We start from the raw sequence: 18,167 nt of genomic DNA on the forward strand, positions 1-18,167 counted from the left end.
TCCAATGCTCAGATCACAGTTCCCTACGCCCTTCAATAGCCTTTGACAAAGTTACTTCATCTGCATATTCGAGATCTCCTCCAACAGGAAGTCCATGAGCAATCCGTGAAGTTTTCACGCCAATAGGCTTAACTAAACGGGAAATATACATCGCGGTTGCTTCACCTTCAACAGTCGGGTTGGTCGCCAGGATGATCTCCTTTATCGATTCATCCTCCAGGCGCCGGATCAATTCTGCAATCTTAATATCTTCAGGACCGATCCCGTCCATTGGCGAAATGACGCCGTGAAGCACGTGATATACGCCATGATAATCACGCATTTTTTCCAGCGCTACGACGTCTTTCGGATCCTGTACAACACAGATGGTCGAATGATCGCGTGAAGAGTCATCGCAAATCGGGCAGGGATCACGGTCGCTGATATTCTGGCATATTGAACAGTATACTAGCTTTCTTTTGACATCTACCAAAGAACGAGCAAATTCCATAACATCTTCTTCATTCATATCCACTGCATAAAAAGCAAGACGAACTGCTGTCTTAGGTCCGATTCCCGGAAGTTTCATAAAACCGTCAATCAGTTTGGCAATGGGTTCAGGATATTGCATGGCAAGGAACCTCCACAAAGTGCTTAAAAAATTATAACTAAGCAGCAGCGAATTCCACTGTCCAATCATCTGGGCTCACGGAATCCGCCGCTTTCAACAAATCTATAGCAAACTTCAGAGGTTACATTCCGGGCAAATTCAACCCCTTGGTAAATTTGCCGAGCCTCTGGTTGACTAGTTCCTCCGTTTTTGTCAGCGCATCATTCACAGCTGCCAGAACTAAATCCTGAAGCATATCCACATCTTCCGGATCAACTGCCTCCGGCTTAATCGTAATGTCAACGATCTGCTTGTGTCCATTGGCTTTCACCGTCACCACCCCGCCGCCGGCCGTTCCTTCAACAAACTCATCTTTAAGTTTTTCCTGTTCCTCCGCCATTTGCTTCTGCATTTTCTGTACCTGACGCATCATATTATTCATATTTCCCCGCATCATTTAAATCGCCTCCAAAGGTTAATCTTTAATATCAAGCAAATCAGAGCCAACTAATTTCTTTGCTTCCTCAATCAACGGATCCTGATCTTGCTGATCTCCCGATTTTTTTTCCGAAGCTTTTGACCGCTGAATAAAATCCTGTTTCAATTTTTCCCAGGTTTCCTCAGGGACAGGATACATCATTTTTTTCTTGTGAATGACATCCTGTAAAATGGATTGAACCATTTCTGTAATATGGCTTTTGGCATCCATAACCATCTGGCAGTGAAAATCGTACTTAAAAGCCTGGATAAAGCCATCCGGCGAACTGGCTACAGGCTGACTTTCCAAGAGCCAGGCATTTGCAGCCACATTCTGCACCCTGATCTTTGACATGACTTCCCCCCAGGCAGACCGGAGCTCAGTCAGATCGTCTTTGGTTGCCGCATCAAGCACCTGACTGAGTTTTCCCATCGGCAGCCGAATGCTCCCGCTGTTTCTTGTCCTGCGGCCGCTGTTTCCAACAGCAGGCTGCTGGACTGGAAGAGTTTCCCCGTCCCCAGCCGGTGTGGGACGTTCCTTGATTTCCCGTTCCAGTGCCTCGACTCTTTTTTCCAGTAGTTCAAGACCGGCAGCGGTCGGCTCATGCTGCAGGCCACGGCCCGCCAATTGACAAAGCCGTACAATGGCCATCTCTAGGAAAATGCGCGGATGATTGGTGCGCTTCATTTCCAGAAAAGCATTGTTTAATTGGCGGATGAACTCATACAACCGGTCTGTCGAAGTGTTTTCCGACTGCTCACGGAAGCTGTCGTCCACACGCGGACGGCTCAAAATGTCTTCCAGATCCGGCGAAGTCTGATAAAGCAACAAATCGCGATAATAAAAAATCAGCTGTTCAATTAATCGGAGCGGATCTTTGCCCTGGTCAAGCAGTGCCGATGTTTTATTGATGGCAGTAGCCGCGTCATGTGCGTCCAGAGCCTCGGTCAGCTCCCGGATCAGGCGGTCGGAAACCATGCCCGTCACATCAAGCACGTCCTGCACCATCACTTTTCCGTCGCTGTAAGCCACTGTCTGATCGAGAACACTCAGCGCATCACGCATGCCGCCCTCGCTCGCCTTGGCAATCAGCTGAAGGGCCTCATCCTCCGCTTCAATATGCTGGTCGCGGACGACATATTGAAGGCGACCCGCGATGGCTGATGCCGGAATGCGCCGAAAATCAAACTGCTGACAGCGCGATATAATGGTCAGTGGAATCTTCTGCGGCTCAGTCGTCGCCAGAATAAAAACGACATGTTCCGGAGGCTCCTCCAACGTTTTCAAAAGCGCATTGAACGCACCCGTTGACAGCATGTGCACTTCATCAATGATATAGACTTTATAGCGGACTTCACTGGGTGCGTATTTTACTTTATCACGAATCTCCCGGATCTCATCGACACCGTTGTTGGACGCGGCATCGATTTCAATGACATCAGCGATGCTCCCGTCTGTAATCCCGCGGCAAGCAGCGCATTCATTGCACGGCTCGGCAACGGGCGCGTGCTCACAGTTTATCGCTTTGGCCAGTATCTTCGCTGCACTGGTTTTACCCGTTCCGCGTGGTCCGGTAAAGAGATAGGCATGGGAAAATTGCTGCTTGATCAGAGCATTCTGCAGCGTCTGCGTAATGTGCTGCTGGCCGGCAATATCGTGAAATGTTTGGGGCCGGTACACTCTGTAAAGCGCCTGATAAGCCAAAGTTCATCCCCCTTTACCGATGAAAACAGGCTTTTTAATTTTGTATAAATTTATTATAACGGTAACAGACGGTGAAGTGAACTGCGGTTGCTCCTTCTTCTGCCCATCATAAGAAATTGTTGAAGTTTTTAATAAAACAGGGGCTACCGAAAACTGTGTTCCGATAGCCCCTGTACTTTATTATTTTAACGCCGTGCACCTTTTGTCGATCAGGGCGCCATAAGCGCTTCTCAAGCCGCCGGCTCAGCCCAGGTAACCCCGCGGCACACGAAAGGTCTCACTTACTGCTGCTTCCTTCCGGACCTGACAGGGTTCATGAGTTTCCGTTGCGCGGGACCCGAACGTCAACACCACGTGCTCAAGGCTGCCTTACATCGCACAAACCTCGAAAAGGAATTCAACCTCGCTATAGCGGATTGCGAGTTACAGGGCACCGCTGCCTCCCCGTCTAGCACGGCTAATTTTATAACAAAATTAATGGCGGAGGCGAGAGGATTTGAACCCCCGCGGCGCCGAACGACGCCCTAACTGATTTCGAGTCAGTCCCCTTCAGCCACTTGGGTACGCCTCCACAGCCAAATTCCGTAACGATGACTAGTTTAACATAAAACAATATCCGTTACAAGTTTGTAATTAATCATCCGGAAAGCGCTTACTTCGCGACTTTCTTCTTATTGCTGCGCAATTTTCTGAAAAATCGGGTCAAAAGCGCACCGCACTGTTCCTCCAGCACACTGCCCGTCACATCTGCGCGGTGATTGAACCGCTCATCCTGAACCAGATTCATTAAAGTACCGGCGCATCCTGCCTTTGGATCGGCCGCACCGTAAACCAGGCGCTCAATACGTGACAGGACAACCGCACCGGCGCACATTGGGCACGGTTCAAGCGTCACATACAGCGTGCAGCCGGAAAGGCGCCACGTGCCTAACTTTTGGCTTGTTTCCTGAATTGCCGTCAATTCGGCGTGAGCAGTTGGCTCCTGCAGCGTTTCACGTTTGTTATAGGCACTGGCGATGATTTTACCATCCCTGACGATGACCGCGCCGATCGGCACTTCACCGATCGCTTCGGCTTTTTCCGCTTCCGCAATCGCCAGCGCCATATATTTCTCATCTTCTGAAGATGACATTTCCAACCCCATTTCTATATTTCGTTCAAAAATAGCGGAAACTACCTGTTTCGTTTTTTTAGCCATTCAGGCAACATACAAAAAACGGGAGATGCATCAGCACTTCCCGATCCTCACATCATTTCATTTTTTTGCAAACCGTTCTGTCAGTTCTTCGACCCGATACCGATGAACTGGAGAATGTACATGAATAGGTTGATAAAGTCCAGATAAATAGAAACAACAATCATTGGGATATCCTGATCGGTGAATCCATGAACCGTTAATCTGCTGAAATCAAACAGCGTATACCCGATAAAAATCAGAATGCCCATACCGGAATAAATCATCATCGTCATGCTCGAAAAAGGGATAAAAATCCCGACAATCGGAATGATGACAAGAGCGATCAGAGCAAGGAACAAAAAACGGCCCAGAAATGAAAAGTCACGCTTGCTGACCATCGTATAAACGGCAATTGCCCCAAATGAGACGGTCGTAATTGTGAACGCCTGAAGGACCACAGCCGTTCCCAGCATGTGAGTGTACACATTGAGTACTGAATACAGAGTCAAACCTGAAATGAACATAAACGCATACATCATTAGATAACCGACCGACTGACGCTTCCTGACAGCCATCATAATAAAGATCAGAACAAGTTCAGCAATCCAGAGTGGTAGCTGGAGTGCTGCAGGCACATACTGCCCAACATAGACACCTGCAGTTGTCGCCAATAGTCCCGAAAAAAATGCACCGAATAGTTTCGAGTAGGGTCTTCTTAGTGTTTCGGTTGAAAAGCTTTCCATAATCGACATCCTTTCTTAGGGCTTGTAATAATAATACGCAAGAAAAATCACTAAAGTTTCTCATTCAGAAAATATATTTTAATGTACCAGCCTTTTAAATCATGTTAAAAGGCTTACATCCATTATACAATTCTGTTCTGGAAAATCAAAAATAATCGGAATAAAATATGATAAACTGCCGATGGTGTGGAATATCAATATCCAAGAAAAGAGCGGCCCGTTTTTCACGAGTGCCGCTCTTCCCGCCCTTTTCATCGGTTTTTACTTTTGATGACGCCTGGCGCTCACTTTCAGAATCTTACCTGCCTGCGTCTGCTGCGTTTCACCATTTATCTGGCTGTTCGTATGCATCGCATGGGATTTTGCATTCGGATCAATCATTTCGCTGGTTAAATCCGGTTTCTTTTTCACCTGCTCGTCCCTCCGCATGATCGTGATTCTGATCTTCCCGCTGTTTCCTACGCGCGGAAAACATGCGTTCGCCGGGGTGATCTTTAATCGACCCATCAGCACGCTTCGACGCGTACTCATCTTTAGCGCCCGGCCATAATTCCTCATCATTCTGCACGCTGAACGTTGTTCCCGGCTGATCCACCAAAGCAAAACCTCCTTTTCAAAAGGGTACTTTTAGTATGCGGAGATTCAAGAAAAATATGAGGGCGGTTATTAAGATTGGGATGAAGCGCGATGCAAACCGGGAATTCTCTCCCGCAGCCTTAACGCCAGCAAAGCGACAAAAACCGTTTTGACCACATCACCGGGAATAAAAACAGCGCTCATCGCGATGGCATTCCACCAGGAAATATGCATCAGTGCAGCCTGCCATAAAGTTCCTATTGGGTAAAGAACGAAGACTCCTCCGGCCAGACCGGCAGCGATCAATAGCCAGAGCGGCGTTTTTTTGGATAGAGACAGGATCAGTGACATCACAAACGCTTCGGCAACCCAACCTAAAACAAAACCGCCGCTGACAGAAGCGAAAATTGCTCCCGCCCCGCCGTGTCCACCGCCAAGAATGGGCGCTCCCGCGATCACCAGCAACACGAACAGCACCATACTTGAAGTTGCTGCCCGGACGCCGAGAAACATGCCGGCAAACAACACGCCGATATTTTGAAGTGTGATCGGAACCGGTGTGAACGGCAGCGGAATCGATGGAAGAAAGCCTAGAACACCAAGGATTGCAGCAAATAAAGCTATTTCTACAAGCTCTTTTGTTTTCATTTTTTCTCCCCCTGTTCTGAATCAGTTAACGTTTTAATTGTAAAAAGGGAGGAATTATATGTCAACATATTTTTTAATTTAGTTAACATATAATTCGTTTAACGTTAATGATTGCCAAACGAAAAAACACCCGAAAGCATTATGCTCCGGGTGTCTTATGAAAATCAGCGTGACTGGATCATCACAACTTTGTAATAATCTTATCAATAAAACCGTATTCCTTTGCTTCTTCCGCCGTCAGGAAATTATCGCGGTCGGTATCCTGTAAAATTTGTTCAGGTGTACGATTTGAGGTATCAGACAGAATTTTGTTCAGCTTTTCTCTTGTTTTTAAGATATGTTTTGCACTGATTTCAATATCGCTGGCCTGCCCCTGTGCTCCGCCCAGCGGCTGATGAATCATGACTTCGCCATTCGGCAGCGACAGGCGCTTGCCCTTAGTTCCAGACGTCAGGATAATAGACGCCATAGATGCGGCCATTCCGACACAGATCGTCTGAATATCCGGTTTGACAAAGTTCATCGTATCAAGGATGGCAAATCCTGCCGAAACCGATCCGCCCGGGCTGTTGACGTAAATCGAAATATCTTTTTCAGGATCCTCCGACGCAAGGAAGAGCAGCTGGGCCACAATACTGTTGGCCACTTCATCGTTAATTTCCGATCCTAGAAAAATAACACGGTCTTTCAGCAATCGCGAATAGATATCGTACGACCGCTCTCCGCGATTTGATTGTTCAATGACATAAGGTATAAAAAATGACATGCCGTTTCCTCCTGTATATTACCTTTTGTATAATCAAACAGATTGTTACGCTGCGTCCCGGATGGTACCGGAATGCCTGTAAATACTGCCAGACAAATAATTCCTCAAACCGCCGGCCATCCGCATGGCTTGGTGCTGCGCGCCAGTTTCTTCCCAATAAAGACGTAGCAGGCGTTCAGGATCCCCGCTCTGAAAAGCGTCCGCATAACGCAACGCCCGTTGATCGGCTTTACCGTAGGCCGCCTTCTTGCCGGAATCCCGGAGCTTTTTTCTCGCCCGGTGATAGATCACCCGGACGTTGCCCTCCGTTTCGCCGGTCTGTTCCGCCACTTCAGCAGGGGTCATCTCCCAGCCGGCAAGCATCATAAAAACAAGAGATTGTTTCGGCGTCAGCAGTTTAACCAGACGCTTCACACCCTGTGCCAGAACGTCTTCATTTATTTCTGCAGCCACTGAACTGGGGTGGTCTTCAAAGGAGCTCTTCACTGTCTCATCAACAGAAACCTTGCGGTGCCCGTCAATCCAAGCACTGGAAATGATCCGGTAAAGATAAGCCTTAGTAATTGGCCGATCTGTTTTTTTTCTCCAGGCACTGTAAAGCCTGATCATTGAAATTTGAAATAAGTCGTCGCCGTCCCATGAGGAACTAGTGAGTAACGCGCAATACCGGCGCATCAGCGCGATGTACGGCTTAAAGACAGTTTCAAACTGTGAATCACTTTTCTGCTGCAGAGCGTCCATGGACCCGCCCTCCTTTACCCGGGTTTTCAGTGAAATAAACGAAAATCGATCCGCTTATGTTACAAATCGGAACTTTTTTTTGAAAAACTTATGCCTTGTATTCTCTATCATATACAAAAAGCCGTGCAGAGCCAAGAAAATGCAATTTAAAAAGGAATAGATGATTAACTTCCCTAAAGAAATCTCTTCTTTACTGTATATCCAGAATCCTGTCCAGCTCATCAAATTTTTGTATTTGATAAGTAGGAGCTATCGATGTATCATTGTGCTTCATGTCAGGATTAAACCAGCAAGTATCCAGCCCGGCCTGTTGTCCGCCTTTAATATCCGAGTTCAAAGAATCCCCAATGATCAGTCCCCGCTGCGCAGAAAAGTGGGGGATTCTCGCAAAGACATAATCGAAATACTCCCTCATCGGTTTCTGAAAACCGGTTGCTTCTGAAACAAAAATATCCCTAAAAAACGGGTATAACCCCGAATCACGCAAACGCCGGTTCTGCGTTCCGGAGACACCGTTTGTGACAATGTATAAGTCATATTGATTCTTCAGCCGTTTGATCAATTCAGAAGCGCCCTGCACCAGCTGATGCCCCTGATCAAGATAACTGCGGTATTTCTTTTCGAAGAATGCACCATCCTCCTCTTTGCCATACGCTCTGAATAGAAGCGAAAAACGGGTATTTACAACTTTGTCCCGGTCTATGTTCCCTTCTTCATATGACTTCCAAAGCTTTTGGTTAATCTTTTTATAGTCTGCTTCAACCTTGGCAGTCAAAGGAATGTTCTGATCCTCAAACAAGCGGCGCAAGGCCGCATCCTCCGCCGCATCAAAATCCAACAGCGTATTATCCACGTCAAACAACAAAGTCTGATATTTTTTCAAAATTTGCCTCCAGCTGTCTCCATTATCACTCATTGTGTTATATAGTATCAACTAAAAAATGTGGTTTCTGAGAAGGGATGCTATACCGTGGAACGCCTGCCGTTAAATTTAAAAACAATAATTCCCGCGACAATGACCAGTACGCCCATGATTTGTCTGAACGTTAGCGGAATCTGCTTCATACCGAACCAGCCCAGAGAATCCCAAAGTAGAGCAGATAAGAGCTGCGAAGTCAGTACGATAGAAATGGCGTATGTCGGACCGAGCCTTCGAACCCCTTGCACCATGCAGACCACAATGCCCACGCCGATTAAACCGCTGAACCCGTACCAGGGCCGCATATGGTGCAGAGTAAAGAACGTTTTTCCTTCGAAAACCAGACCGATTATCAGCGAGGCCAGAAAACCAAGGCCCAGAACCAATACCGTTGTCGCCCACGACCCGGCCCGCTCACTAACCTTGCTGTTAAAAATATTTTGCATGCCAACCAGTGAACCTGCGATTAGCGCCATGAAAAGGCCCCAAAACATAGAACTTCCTCCCGTCTGATATGCTCCTTTATTCATAGATATTCCGTCCGGCAAGCGTGCTTAATCCCTTCCTGTCCTTAACAACGATAAGTCCTTTGTTCCGTTCAATCAGACCTTCTGAACATAACTTCCTGATGACCCGGTTCAGATGCCTGTAACTGGTGCCAATTAAATTCGCTGCATCGGTCAAACTTGTGCTGTTCAGCCATCCCTTGAATTGATCATCAGATACGTCAAAAGAAACGGATAAGATATAACTCGCCAGCCGCACCTCCACGGGGTACATGAGATTAAAGCTCAAAGAATTGGATTTAATATGAAATTTTCTTGTAATAATTTCGAGAATAGACCGCAGCAATCGGGGATCATCGTCTCCATATTTTCTTAACCAATGATCATCCACTCCGATCATGAAGACCGGTGACACCGCCTCAACGGTATTTATAAAATTAATCTGCTGCACATACTCAATATCGCCAATGATCTCAAGAGGTGTTTTAAAAGACAGGATCAATGTCTTTCCTTCCGGCGACGTTGTATAAATTTTAATTTTCCCCTTAACAAGGACATACAGATACTCTGCAATATCTCCCTGACTGCAAATAAGTTCGCCCGGATTAAAACGGTACAGTGACAGGTGCGGTCTGATCTGTCTATTAAATATTGATTCAATCTGGCAGGTTTTCAGATAAGTCTCTAATTGTTCACGATCTTTAATTTCTTCCATAACTGAGCATCACCTCCGGATGATGAAGCCACTAAATCCCGAGTATTGCCACCCCCGCAATCATCATTGTGAGACCCAGAAACTGCGGCATTCCCATTTTCTGCTTTATGACGCCAAACCAGCCGTTACTATCAATTAAAAAAGTCAGGCACAGCTGGGCAATCAAAAGAAAAGAAATAGACAGTGTCACACCGATTTGCTGAAAGGCCGTCACGTTACAAAAAATAATCACTGCCCCCAAAGCACCACCACATAAGTATAAAGGCCTGATCTGACGGAACATTTTCCAATGAGCGTCCCGGACAAAAATCAGAACAAGCAATGCCGCCGTGAATCCGGTAAACTGCGTCATCGCCGCCGTTTGCCATGTACCGATATCCCTGCTGATCCTCGTATTGGCAACGCCCTGCAGCGTAATGAACGCTCCAGCTAAAAGAGCAAATAGACTCCCTTTCATTTTCTCCCCTCAATTCGCGTTTTCCTCTATTTATATTAAAGAGGTAGCCGAACCTTTGGAAAAGGACATATGTCCTAAACGCAATAATCATTGATCCTTGTACATTAAAAAACGGAGCAAAAAAGACCTCCACATGGGAAGCCTTTCAGCTTATATTATGGCCCCGAGGGGGTTCGGACCATCACTTTCCGGGTTGTTCGAAGACTGATGCCACGCAGCAGCCTACAAATGGATCACGTTCAGCTGCCCCATTCGGTGACCCGCACAAGATCTCTCCGGAGTTTCACTGCTTCAAACCAGGCTGGTTCAGTGATTCTCGATCCCGGGACTGACCCTGTGTCCGTATAGAATCCGTGAAAATCAGAGCCTCCGGTTTGAATCAGATGATACTTACCGGCCAGATCCTGAGCTTTTTTCTCCGCCTGCTCATTATTCAGAGGATGATGGACTTCAATCCCCTCCAGACCCGCGCGTACCCAGTCGGGAACAGCGGGGAAGTTATCGAACTGACCCGGGTGAGCAAGTACAGGAACGCCCCCGGCTTCGCGGATTGCCTGAATAGCATCGATCGCCTCAAGGTACCTGATGGGAACAAAAGCCACTCCCTTCGGCTCCCCTCTGGAAAAGATTTTTTTATACAGATCACCATAAATAGAATTCGTATAACCCTTCTTAATTAAGACATGCATGATATGCTGCTTGAATACCCCCGTTCCCGCTTCCGCCAGTTTGGAGACCTCGTCCCACTCAATCTCGTAACCTGCTTGAATTAATTTTTCAACCATTTCCTGTGAAGCGTTCTGTCGCGCTTCCCTGAGCGGTTGGCAAAGTTCTTCCAGGGCCGGGTGACCGGGTTTGATGTACAAGCCAAGGATGTGTGCGCGCCTGTCGCGAAGAAAATCATAGGCTGAGATTTCGATTCCGGGAATAATGTCCAAGTCTTTGCTTTTCCCTAAATTCATTGCCTGATGGAGCCCGATTGTAGTGTCATGATCGGTGATCGCCAAATGATCGACATGGTTTCTTTTGGCAATGTGAAGAACCTCCTCAATTGAAAATGAGTTATCCGATACGTTTGTATGGCAGTGAAGGTCGATAGTCATTTTCCCAACTCCGTTCTAAAGCTGAGCCCATGTTTTTGAAAACCCAGGCTTTCATAAAACGCGTGCGCACCCGTCCTTTTTATATCGCTGGAAAGCATAAGTTTGTAACAGCCGTTGTCCCTTGCACGCTGCATAGCATCGTGCATCATTTCCTGCCCAATTCCCGAATGGCGCACATCCGGCGCGACAACAACATTTTCTACAATAGCGATCTTCAGCCCGCCGTGCCCGAAATTATCAAGAATGATCAGCGTGTAGGTACCGACAATCCGGTCTTCCGAACAAACACAATAAATTTTATAAAAAGGATACCGTCCGACTGTGTCATACAGTGCCCGTGCTTCTTCTTCAGGCATGATATGCTGGTCGTCCAGTTCACATAAAAGGCAGAGATAGTCACCGATTTCTTCCAGTTTCAATTCACGAGTGATGGCCATAACCAGTCACACCTCCTTCAAAAGCCCGGATTCAAGCTTATAATTGCGGTCAACGACGGATTCCATAAAATCCAGATCGTGAAAAATTCCGATCATCGTTGTGCCGCTCTGTTTCAATTCGTTGATCCGCTCCCTGACTGTTTCCTTCGATGCCTGATCAAGGGAGGCTGTCGGTTCATCAAGGAGAAGCAGCTTCGATTGCCGAACCATTGCCCGTGCCAGATTCAACCGCAGTTTTTCACCGCCGCTGAACGTCCTTGGAAAGGTGTCCCAGAGTGTTTCGGGAATGATAAAATGAGCGAGCATTTGTTCCGCTTTTTGTTTCGCAGAAGATTCTGATTCCCCCAGTTCGAGCAGCGACTCCATCACAAATTCCAACGCCGTGACCCGTGGCATGATATTCAGAAACTGCGAGACATAACTGATTTCTTTTTCCCTGATCGCGATGATTTTTCTCTCATCCGCATCTGCCAGATCAATAGGCCCGAATTGCTGCGAAGCGTAGAAAATATGTCCGCCCGTGGGCAGATACGTTCTGTAAAGGCACTTCAGAATTGTGGATTTCCCCGCTCCGCTCTTACCTGTGATGCCCAGAAATTCACCCTTTCGAACTGAGAAGCTGATTTGGTCGCACCCCACAATCTTCTTTTGTCCAGTTTGGTGCATCGTAAAAACTTTTTGCAGTTGATCCGCCCGAAGTATCTCATCCATCCGATCACCTTCCTTCACGAACTAATTTCAGAAAGGAATCGACATCGCACAGTTCATGAAAATGATCTTCAAGGTTGCGGCGATCCCAGTTCCACCACTGACTTTTCAGAAGTTCTTCAATAACAGGTCCGGAAAATCGCTGACGCAAAGGCCTTGCGGGAACACCGACGGCAATCGTATAAGGTTCGATATCCTTTGTCACTACAGCTCCAGCGCCGACCACCGCACCAGTTCCGATCGTGACCCCAGGCATGATGGTCGCCGAGTGTCCGATCCAGACATCATTGCCGATCGTCACCTTATGACCCCTTCGCCAGTTAAAAATCGTTTCATCATCGGTGCCCGCGAACTGATATCTGATCCTCCGGTAAGTCAGATGATGCTGCGTCACCCGCCACATCGGATGATTGCCGGGATTGATACGGACATGAGAAGCAATCGAACAGAATTTGCCAATGCTCGAATATATAATCGTCGCGTCTCCATCCGTGTAGCTGTAATCACCGAATTCTGTTTCCTCTATTTTTGTATTTGGGCCTATGTCGGTCCAGCTGCCCAGACGGCTGTTGATTACCGTTGAGCTTGGATCGATGGTTGGCTGTTCACTCAGCAGCCTGTGTTCTGTCATATCCATCACCTATTCCGCTAAAGTATCCACATGATCCGGATTCAGATAACTTAATTCGCAGATTTTTTTTCCGCCGACAATCACCGTCTGCAGAACCGGTTTCTGTCCACTTTCAGCAACGATCAGCAAGTCCGCTTTTTTCCCGGTTTCGATTGAACCAAGATTGTGATTGAGTTTCATTGCCCTGGCCGGATTCAATGTCATCATATTGACCGCATGGGGCAGCGTTATGCCAAGCTCATAGTGAAGTTCAAAGACCGCGTGGAGAAGGGAGGACGGGTAATAATCCGAACACATCATATCGACCAGTCCTTCACGGACCGCCTCTCTTGCCGACAGGTTGTTGCTGTGTGATTTCCCCAACAAAAGATTGGGCGCGCCCATGACCACAAACATTCCCATATCCTTCGCGCTTCTGGCAACTTCAAGCGTGATCGGAAATTCACTGATTGACGCTTTCCAGTCGTGAATGATCTGAAGCTTCTCCAAAGTATCATCGTCATGGGAAGCGACCGGGATTCCCTTTTGAACCGCCAGGTGAGCGAGCTCCCTGACCGTTTCCGGATCCAGCTTGGCCTGATGCATCGTTTCCCGGATGATTTCATCGGCCTCTTGTTCCGAATAGTGCCGGAGTCCGACAAGCAGGCGCCTCTGTACTTCAAGGTCCCTGTACTGTCCCTGACCCGGTGTATGATCGGTCAGGGAAAATTCATCAATCTTTCCTTCCCTGATCAGGCCGGCAACCTGATCCGCCGCATCCACATTTGCGATCTCGTAGCGAAGATGCGTCTTATGCCTGATCAAGTGGCTTCCCTTAGCCAGCCGGTTGATGTCATCAATCAGTTCAAAGACCGTTTCGTTCTGTCTCGGCCACCGGACCGTGTTGCGTTTCATCAGAGAAACAGCGTGAAAGATTGTCGTAATCCCCTCGCTTGCGAGCTTCTTTTCCAGTTCAAAAAAAGAAAGCTCAATCGGAAATTTGCTTGTCGGTCTCGGTTCGATTTCAATTTCAATTGCATCACTGTGTGAATCGATGATCCCGGGCATTACCCAGCTGCCCATGGCATTGATGTCGCCGGGCTCAATCCTGTCCGGTTCTTTTCGATCAATCGCCGTAATGGTTCCATCTTCAACAGTCAGCGTTCCCTGTTCGATAATCTGGTCAGGTGTGACAATTTTTCCATGATAGATTTTCATATTCTGCACCTCACAACAAAGATTGGACGAGCAATTGAGTATAGGGATGATGCGGATCTTCAAGAATCTGGTCGGTGAGCCCACTCTCGACAAATCGACCTTGCTTCATAACGATGGTACGCTCACTGAGCATGCGGATAACGCCTAGATCGTGAGACACGACGATCATCGCCGTATGGCTTTCCCGCTGAATCCTGCGTATTAAATCAAGAACCCGCGCCTGGACCGATAAATCCAGACCGGTTGTCACTTCATCCAGCAGAAGAATCGACGGGCTGTTAGCCAGCGCTTTTGAAATCTGAACCCTTTGCTGCATGCCGCCGCTGAAATGGACCGGCTTCTCGTCCATACGGGTCAGAGGAATTTCAACATGTTCGAGAAGCTCCGAAGCGCGCCGGCGGATCTTATGGACATTGAAATTGCCCGCAGCAATCAGTTTCTCGGCAATATTCCCTCCACTTGAAAAATCCATTTTCAGGCCCAGCCAAGGATTCTGATACACCATGCCCATCAGATAGTTTTTTATATAGCGTTTTTGCTGGGCGGATTCTGTAAAAATATTAACCCTTCCCTCTTTAAAATTTGCGATCTGTCCAGTTCCGGATGTTACGGGTGCATCAAAATACAGACTTCTGACCAAAGTGCTTTTCCCGGATCCGCTCTCGCCGACGATTCCGAGGATCTCACCTTCATACAGATCAAAGCTGGCATGAATGCATGCCCAGACGCTCCCGCAGTAGGGGCAGCGATTGTTCAGGCCGGGCAAGTCTTCAGGTTTCCGGCAATGGGCGCATCCTTTTCCGAACCTTTTGTTCAGATCACGGACGCTGAGAATCGGCCGATTTATCGGATCACTCATTTGAATTTCTCCCTTCCGGCCTTTTCCGGCAGTTGCCGGTGTCAGAACACTGGTACACTTTCTCCCCTGTTTTTTCATCATAGATCTCGTCCAGGAAAGTGTCCGTGCTGCCGCAAAGCCGACAGGCACATCCTTCAAAATGTTCCGTTTCAAAAGGGTAATCTTCAAAAGCCAGCGGCACCACATCGGTATAAGGCGGGATGGCATATATTTTCTTTTCCCGGCCTGCGCCGAACAGGTAGAGCCCTTCCGCCTGATTCAGTTTTGGCAAATCAAACCGGGGAATGGGGCTTGGATTAAAAATATAGCGATGGTTAGCCATCGCGGGATAATCGGGACCAATCGTGATTTTTCCCCATCTGACGATGTCCTCGTACAGCCGCAGCCAGATGCTGCTGTAATCCATTTCCGCGTGAAGGCGTTTTGTTTCTTTTTCCCGGGGTTCAACGCGGCGCAGAGGCTCCGGCTCCGGAACCTGAAGCACAAGAATCTGATCCTTGCGAAGTGATACCTCCGGGATCCGATGCCTCGTTTGAATGATCGTTGCCTGTTCGGAGTCTGTCGTTGTCGTGATCCGTGTACACGTCTGAACCAGTTTCTTGATGCTTACGGCGTTGACGCTGTCATCGTGGCCCTGATCAATCACCTTCAGGCAGTCGCCGTCGCCGATCAGCGAGAGGGTCAGCTGCAGTCCTCCGGTACCCCAGCCGCGGCCGATCGGTAATTCCCGGGACGCGAAGGGAACCTGGTATCCCGGAATGGCCACGGCCTTTAACGCCGCGCGCCGGATTTCGCGCTTTGATCCCTCATCCAGAAATGCAAAATTATAAGTTTGCAAGAGTTGAAAGTCCACTCCGTCACACCTCCTGTCCTTTGAAATCCCGCATCTCGTTCTTCTTTTGTTCCATAGATATTTTCCGGGACTGGCGGAGAACATCCAGTTTGGACTGAAACGTAATATAGTGCGGTAGCTTCAGATGTGAAACAAAACCATTCGCTTCGACACTATCAATATGCAGGAGGACAAATTCTTCGTCCTGTGTCGGGCTCTTCCCTTTGGTCTCCAGACTCTGCTCTAGAATCGCCATGGCAATGGCTTTCGTTTCATTCTGTCCAAAGACCAGCCCGTAGCCCAGACGGAAAGTGATTGCCCCGTCATCATTCAGGGTAAAAGAATTAATGGTTTCCACTTCTGTAAGCATCATTTCACCGATATATAAGCTTTCTTTTTCATCATATGGGTAAGCGATCGCCACCCCAGCATAGCCGACACGCAGTTCACCGATTGTCGGGTGCACCGCACCGTAACCGCGCAGGCTGCTGTATGCCAGCGCCGTCATCGCGCCAGTCTCACCGCGGGACAGCGCCTGAAGCCGCGCCGATCGTGAGGCGGGAAATGTGAGCTTCTGCCGGGTCATATCAAAGGGTTTCTGTTCCTGTGGATCCGGATTTCCGACCAGCCCCTGTTCCCGCAGAAGATCGGTCACTTTCTGAAATGTGAGTTTTACAGACATATGTTTCGGGTCTATCGAAAGATGATCTAAGATCTGATTCAGCGCATCCCGGTGATTTTCGTCCCGTAAATCAAAATTCAAGAGACGGTGCGTATAATCATAAGTCGGTCCGAGAATCTGCCCACCCGGGATATCTTTGAATGATGATGAAATCCGGCGGATCACACGCATTTTTTCAGGTTCGATCGTTTCCGAATAGTAGTTTCTCGCCAATGTGGAACGATAGGCCCTCATCAAAAAAGCAGCCTCGGCCGGGTCTCCTTCAGCCTGCTTCACGGCAATCGCCGCATACTCCGGCGCATACAAACCGCCCTCGCCCATGACCCGGTTGATTAGCTGCCGCATCTGGTGCTCAATATCTTCGACTTTCAGAGAACGATCCGAATCCTTCAGACGGTACCACTGGGTCAGATTATTGGCTGTCTCAATGGCCGCCTGGCCGCCTGTAACAGCAACATAGCCCATTACAATCCCTCGCTTTCAACCAGAGTAGTCCGCGGTAAAGCGGCGATCTTCCCAGTTGCCGTAATGAATATAAAATCACATCCTGTCGGATACTCCTTATTGATCTGCCGCCGCTTTCTGACCCACTCAGGATCCATCCCAGCAATGGAGAGTTCTTTTTTCTCTTTGATGCCGGGTCCCCGGAGTCTGAGTGCAAGCGGCAGATCCGCGTGATCTGAAAGATCGTCAACGCCCAGAATCAAGGTCGCGCTTTGATCAGGATTCTGAAGCGTACCTACCCGGATTACGTCCATCATTTCATCAATTTGTATGGGATCAATCCGCAAGTCAATAAAAAGATAATCTGCCTGATTTATCTCTTCCTGACGGCTTCTCATCCTCCATTCAATGAAACGGACAGCTTCATCTTTTTTCGGAGAAATGAGATGGAAAGTGACTTCACGGTCAAGCAGTGTAGCAGCCATCATGAATACTCTCGGTGAACACGGCAGATTCGCGTCGACTTTTTGAATGGACAGTGATACTGAATTTATTTTTCCCGGCCGCGCCATGCAGTCGAGCAGCTGCCGGTATGTCATTTGTGTATCCCGGACTTCATCAAAACGGGACAAATTAGTGTTGATCATGGAATTCCTCCATCGTGTCAAAATTCACTCTTGACTCAGATACCCTGGCGCTCTCCATATTCTGTCGCTCGGCAAGGCGTGCTTCCTCAGCGATGAGCAGCGGACCCCACTCCTTAACAATCGGCAGCCCCGCGTTAAAGGCCGCGTCAATGGCCGCCATCCGATAGGCACGTTCCGGCTGCTCACCGATAACAACGCCAATGCCAAACTTATCGTTGATTGATACCGTACATTCCGTGACAAGCACCTCCCCCATATAAAAAGGCTGCGTCGACACGGAGTCTTTTGCCTTCATCATCACGAGAGAGGTCTGAGGGGCTCTCTCAACCCGGATCTCGGCCAGAGCCTCAGCCTGGTCCGAAATCTTTTTCAACAGCGGCAGATCACTATTGACGAGAATCTTGCTTAAGCGCCGTTTACTCATCTCAGCCATTGGGCAAAACCTTCTTTCCTTTTATCTCGTACCTGAACTATATCTTGTTGATAAGTGCCGAGAGTTAACGATTTGTAAAATTACAGTTAATTTGTCTGTCAATTTTTTTGTCTTTCGAACCATAAATAAAAATCCGGCTGCGTCAACGAACAGCCGGATTAACTGAAGGCCTGGG

General features: G+C 48.1%; 23 protein-coding genes, 1 tRNA gene, 1 other RNA gene and 1 pseudogene. All 26 read right to left on the reverse strand.

Annotation, left to right across the window (positions count from 1 at the left end; translation table 11 throughout):
• Positions 1-13: 13 nt before the first annotated feature.
• Positions 14-610 (reverse strand): recombination mediator RecR, encoded by a 597-nt coding sequence (gene recR, locus COP04_RS02410; RefSeq protein WP_100486535.1) that lies wholly within the window; start codon positions 608-610, stop codon positions 14-16.
• Positions 611-731: 121 nt separating this feature from the next.
• On the reverse strand, positions 732-1,046 hold the full coding sequence (locus tag COP04_RS02415) for a YbaB/EbfC family nucleoid-associated protein (RefSeq protein WP_100486536.1): 315 nt from the start codon (positions 1,044-1,046) through the stop codon (positions 732-734).
• A gap of 18 nt (positions 1,047-1,064) precedes the next feature.
• On the reverse strand, positions 1,065-2,771 hold the full coding sequence (gene dnaX / locus COP04_RS02420) for a DNA polymerase III subunit gamma/tau (RefSeq protein ID WP_100486537.1): 1,707 nt from the start codon (positions 2,769-2,771) through the stop codon (positions 1,065-1,067).
• A gap of 191 nt (positions 2,772-2,962) precedes the next feature.
• Positions 2,963-3,228: signal recognition particle sRNA large type (ffs, locus tag COP04_RS02425), an RNA gene on the reverse strand.
• A gap of 21 nt (positions 3,229-3,249) precedes the next feature.
• Positions 3,250-3,342: transfer RNA gene (locus COP04_RS02430), tRNA-Ser, on the reverse strand.
• 81 nt (positions 3,343-3,423) lie between these two features.
• A complete protein-coding gene (gene tadA, locus COP04_RS02435; protein ID WP_157800395.1) occupies positions 3,424-3,903 on the reverse strand; it encodes a tRNA adenosine(34) deaminase TadA in 480 nt (159 codons plus the stop codon).
• A 146-nt stretch (positions 3,904-4,049) separates the two neighbouring features.
• Positions 4,050-4,691 carry a Bax inhibitor-1/YccA family protein gene (locus COP04_RS02440; RefSeq protein WP_100486539.1) on the reverse strand — a complete coding sequence of 214 codons (642 nt, stop codon included), beginning with the start codon at positions 4,689-4,691 and terminating at the stop codon, positions 4,050-4,052.
• Between the two features lie 261 nt (positions 4,692-4,952).
• Positions 4,953-5,102, reverse strand: coding sequence for a YpzG family protein (locus tag COP04_RS19350; protein WP_157800139.1), 150 nt, complete (start codon positions 5,100-5,102; stop codon positions 4,953-4,955).
• A 43-nt stretch (positions 5,103-5,145) separates the two neighbouring features.
• Positions 5,146-5,259: pseudogene (gene sspK, locus COP04_RS20175) on the reverse strand (small acid-soluble spore protein K); the annotation flags it as partial.
• 98 nt (positions 5,260-5,357) lie between these two features.
• The gene (locus COP04_RS02450; protein WP_100486540.1) at positions 5,358-5,915 is read right to left on the reverse strand and encodes a biotin transporter BioY; all 558 of its coding nucleotides are present in this window, start codon (positions 5,913-5,915) and stop codon (positions 5,358-5,360) included.
• Positions 5,916-6,096: 181 nt separating this feature from the next.
• Positions 6,097-6,681 carry an ATP-dependent Clp endopeptidase proteolytic subunit ClpP gene (clpP, locus tag COP04_RS02455; RefSeq protein WP_100486541.1) on the reverse strand — a complete coding sequence of 195 codons (585 nt, stop codon included), beginning with the start codon at positions 6,679-6,681 and terminating at the stop codon, positions 6,097-6,099.
• A gap of 45 nt (positions 6,682-6,726) precedes the next feature.
• The gene (locus COP04_RS02460) at positions 6,727-7,422 is read right to left on the reverse strand and encodes an RNA polymerase sigma factor (RefSeq protein ID WP_100486542.1); all 696 of its coding nucleotides are present in this window, start codon (positions 7,420-7,422) and stop codon (positions 6,727-6,729) included.
• A gap of 190 nt (positions 7,423-7,612) precedes the next feature.
• Positions 7,613-8,305, reverse strand: a complete 693-nt coding sequence (locus tag COP04_RS02465; RefSeq protein WP_100486543.1) for a YjjG family noncanonical pyrimidine nucleotidase — start codon at positions 8,303-8,305, stop codon at positions 7,613-7,615.
• 80 nt (positions 8,306-8,385) lie between these two features.
• A complete protein-coding gene (locus tag COP04_RS02470) occupies positions 8,386-8,835 on the reverse strand; it encodes a DMT family transporter (protein ID WP_100486544.1) in 450 nt (149 codons plus the stop codon).
• 28 nt (positions 8,836-8,863) lie between these two features.
• The gene (locus COP04_RS02475) at positions 8,864-9,562 is read right to left on the reverse strand and encodes a Crp/Fnr family transcriptional regulator (RefSeq protein WP_100486545.1); all 699 of its coding nucleotides are present in this window, start codon (positions 9,560-9,562) and stop codon (positions 8,864-8,866) included.
• Between the two features lie 31 nt (positions 9,563-9,593).
• Positions 9,594-10,019 carry a DMT family transporter gene (locus COP04_RS02480; protein WP_100486546.1) on the reverse strand — a complete coding sequence of 142 codons (426 nt, stop codon included), beginning with the start codon at positions 10,017-10,019 and terminating at the stop codon, positions 9,594-9,596.
• Positions 10,020-10,258: 239 nt separating this feature from the next.
• Entirely contained in the window at positions 10,259-11,122 is an 864-nt protein-coding gene (locus tag COP04_RS02485; protein ID WP_100486547.1) for a PHP domain-containing protein, read from the reverse strand.
• Positions 11,119-11,559 carry a GNAT family N-acetyltransferase gene (locus COP04_RS02490; RefSeq protein ID WP_100486548.1) on the reverse strand — a complete coding sequence of 147 codons (441 nt, stop codon included), beginning with the start codon at positions 11,557-11,559 and terminating at the stop codon, positions 11,119-11,121. Before COP04_RS02490 ends, COP04_RS02485 begins: the two co-directional genes overlap by 4 nt.
• 6 nt (positions 11,560-11,565) lie before the next feature.
• Positions 11,566-12,270, reverse strand: coding sequence for a phosphonate C-P lyase system protein PhnL (phnL, locus tag COP04_RS02495; protein ID WP_100486549.1), 705 nt, complete (start codon positions 12,268-12,270; stop codon positions 11,566-11,568).
• A 4-nt stretch (positions 12,271-12,274) separates the two neighbouring features.
• Positions 12,275-12,904 carry a DapH/DapD/GlmU-related protein gene (locus COP04_RS02500; protein ID WP_100486550.1) on the reverse strand — a complete coding sequence of 210 codons (630 nt, stop codon included), beginning with the start codon at positions 12,902-12,904 and terminating at the stop codon, positions 12,275-12,277.
• A gap of 3 nt (positions 12,905-12,907) precedes the next feature.
• Positions 12,908-14,095, reverse strand: coding sequence for a phosphonate metabolism protein PhnM (gene phnM, locus COP04_RS02505; RefSeq protein ID WP_100486551.1), 1,188 nt, complete (start codon positions 14,093-14,095; stop codon positions 12,908-12,910).
• A gap of 10 nt (positions 14,096-14,105) precedes the next feature.
• On the reverse strand, positions 14,106-14,954 hold the full coding sequence (locus COP04_RS02510; RefSeq protein WP_100486552.1) for an ATP-binding cassette domain-containing protein: 849 nt from the start codon (positions 14,952-14,954) through the stop codon (positions 14,106-14,108).
• Positions 14,947-15,807, reverse strand: coding sequence for an alpha-D-ribose 1-methylphosphonate 5-phosphate C-P-lyase PhnJ (locus COP04_RS02515; protein WP_239984737.1), 861 nt, complete (start codon positions 15,805-15,807; stop codon positions 14,947-14,949). Before COP04_RS02515 ends, COP04_RS02510 begins: the two co-directional genes overlap by 8 nt.
• Positions 15,808-15,811: 4 nt before the next feature.
• On the reverse strand, positions 15,812-16,933 hold the full coding sequence (locus COP04_RS02520; RefSeq protein WP_100486554.1) for a carbon-phosphorus lyase complex subunit PhnI: 1,122 nt from the start codon (positions 16,931-16,933) through the stop codon (positions 15,812-15,814).
• A complete protein-coding gene (gene phnH, locus COP04_RS02525) occupies positions 16,933-17,559 on the reverse strand; it encodes a phosphonate C-P lyase system protein PhnH (protein ID WP_100486555.1) in 627 nt (208 codons plus the stop codon). Before phnH ends, COP04_RS02520 begins: the two co-directional genes overlap by 1 nt.
• Positions 17,546-17,992, reverse strand: a complete 447-nt coding sequence (gene phnG / locus COP04_RS02530; RefSeq protein ID WP_100486556.1) for a phosphonate C-P lyase system protein PhnG — start codon at positions 17,990-17,992, stop codon at positions 17,546-17,548. The genes phnH and phnG overlap by 14 nt, the downstream gene beginning before the upstream one ends.
• Between the last annotated feature and the right edge of the window lie 175 nt (positions 17,993-18,167).

Origin of the sequence: Sporolactobacillus pectinivorans, assembly GCF_002802965.1 — a bacterium.
In the GTDB taxonomy this organism is placed as follows: domain Bacteria; phylum Bacillota; class Bacilli; order Bacillales; family Sporolactobacillaceae; genus Sporolactobacillus; species Sporolactobacillus pectinivorans.

Bases quoted from the DNA above. Each gene is read 5' to 3' on its own strand.
- recR (WP_100486535.1), bottom strand. From the start codon at position 610: ATGCAATATCCTGAACCCATTGCCAAACTGATTGACGGTTTTATGAAA.
- COP04_RS02415 (WP_100486536.1), bottom strand. From the start codon at position 1,046: ATGATGCGGGGAAATATGAATAATATGATGCGTCAGGTACAGAAAATG.
- tadA (WP_157800395.1), bottom strand. From the start codon at position 3,903: ATGTCATCTTCAGAAGATGAGAAATATATGGCGCTGGCGATTGCGGAA.
- COP04_RS02440 (WP_100486539.1), bottom strand. From the start codon at position 4,691: ATGGAAAGCTTTTCAACCGAAACACTAAGAAGACCCTACTCGAAACTA.
- COP04_RS02450 (WP_100486540.1), bottom strand. From the start codon at position 5,915: ATGAAAACAAAAGAGCTTGTAGAAATAGCTTTATTTGCTGCAATCCTT.
- clpP (WP_100486541.1), bottom strand. From the start codon at position 6,681: ATGTCATTTTTTATACCTTATGTCATTGAACAATCAAATCGCGGAGAG.
- COP04_RS02460 (WP_100486542.1), bottom strand. From the start codon at position 7,422: ATGGACGCTCTGCAGCAGAAAAGTGATTCACAGTTTGAAACTGTCTTT.
- COP04_RS02470 (WP_100486544.1), bottom strand. From the start codon at position 8,835: ATGTTTTGGGGCCTTTTCATGGCGCTAATCGCAGGTTCACTGGTTGGC.
- COP04_RS02475 (WP_100486545.1), bottom strand. From the start codon at position 9,562: ATGGAAGAAATTAAAGATCGTGAACAATTAGAGACTTATCTGAAAACC.
- COP04_RS02480 (WP_100486546.1), bottom strand. From the start codon at position 10,019: ATGAAAGGGAGTCTATTTGCTCTTTTAGCTGGAGCGTTCATTACGCTG.
- COP04_RS02485 (WP_100486547.1), bottom strand. From the start codon at position 11,122: ATGACTATCGACCTTCACTGCCATACAAACGTATCGGATAACTCATTT.
- COP04_RS02490 (WP_100486548.1), bottom strand. From the start codon at position 11,559: ATGGCCATCACTCGTGAATTGAAACTGGAAGAAATCGGTGACTATCTC.
- phnL (WP_100486549.1), bottom strand. From the start codon at position 12,270: ATGGATGAGATACTTCGGGCGGATCAACTGCAAAAAGTTTTTACGATG.
- COP04_RS02500 (WP_100486550.1), bottom strand. From the start codon at position 12,904: ATGGATATGACAGAACACAGGCTGCTGAGTGAACAGCCAACCATCGAT.
- phnM (WP_100486551.1), bottom strand. From the start codon at position 14,095: ATGAAAATCTATCATGGAAAAATTGTCACACCTGACCAGATTATCGAA.
- COP04_RS02510 (WP_100486552.1), bottom strand. From the start codon at position 14,954: ATGAGTGATCCGATAAATCGGCCGATTCTCAGCGTCCGTGATCTGAAC.
- COP04_RS02520 (WP_100486554.1), bottom strand. From the start codon at position 16,933: ATGGGCTATGTTGCTGTTACAGGCGGCCAGGCGGCCATTGAGACAGCC.
- phnH (WP_100486555.1), bottom strand. From the start codon at position 17,559: ATGATCAACACTAATTTGTCCCGTTTTGATGAAGTCCGGGATACACAA.
- phnG (WP_100486556.1), bottom strand. From the start codon at position 17,992: ATGGCTGAGATGAGTAAACGGCGCTTAAGCAAGATTCTCGTCAATAGT.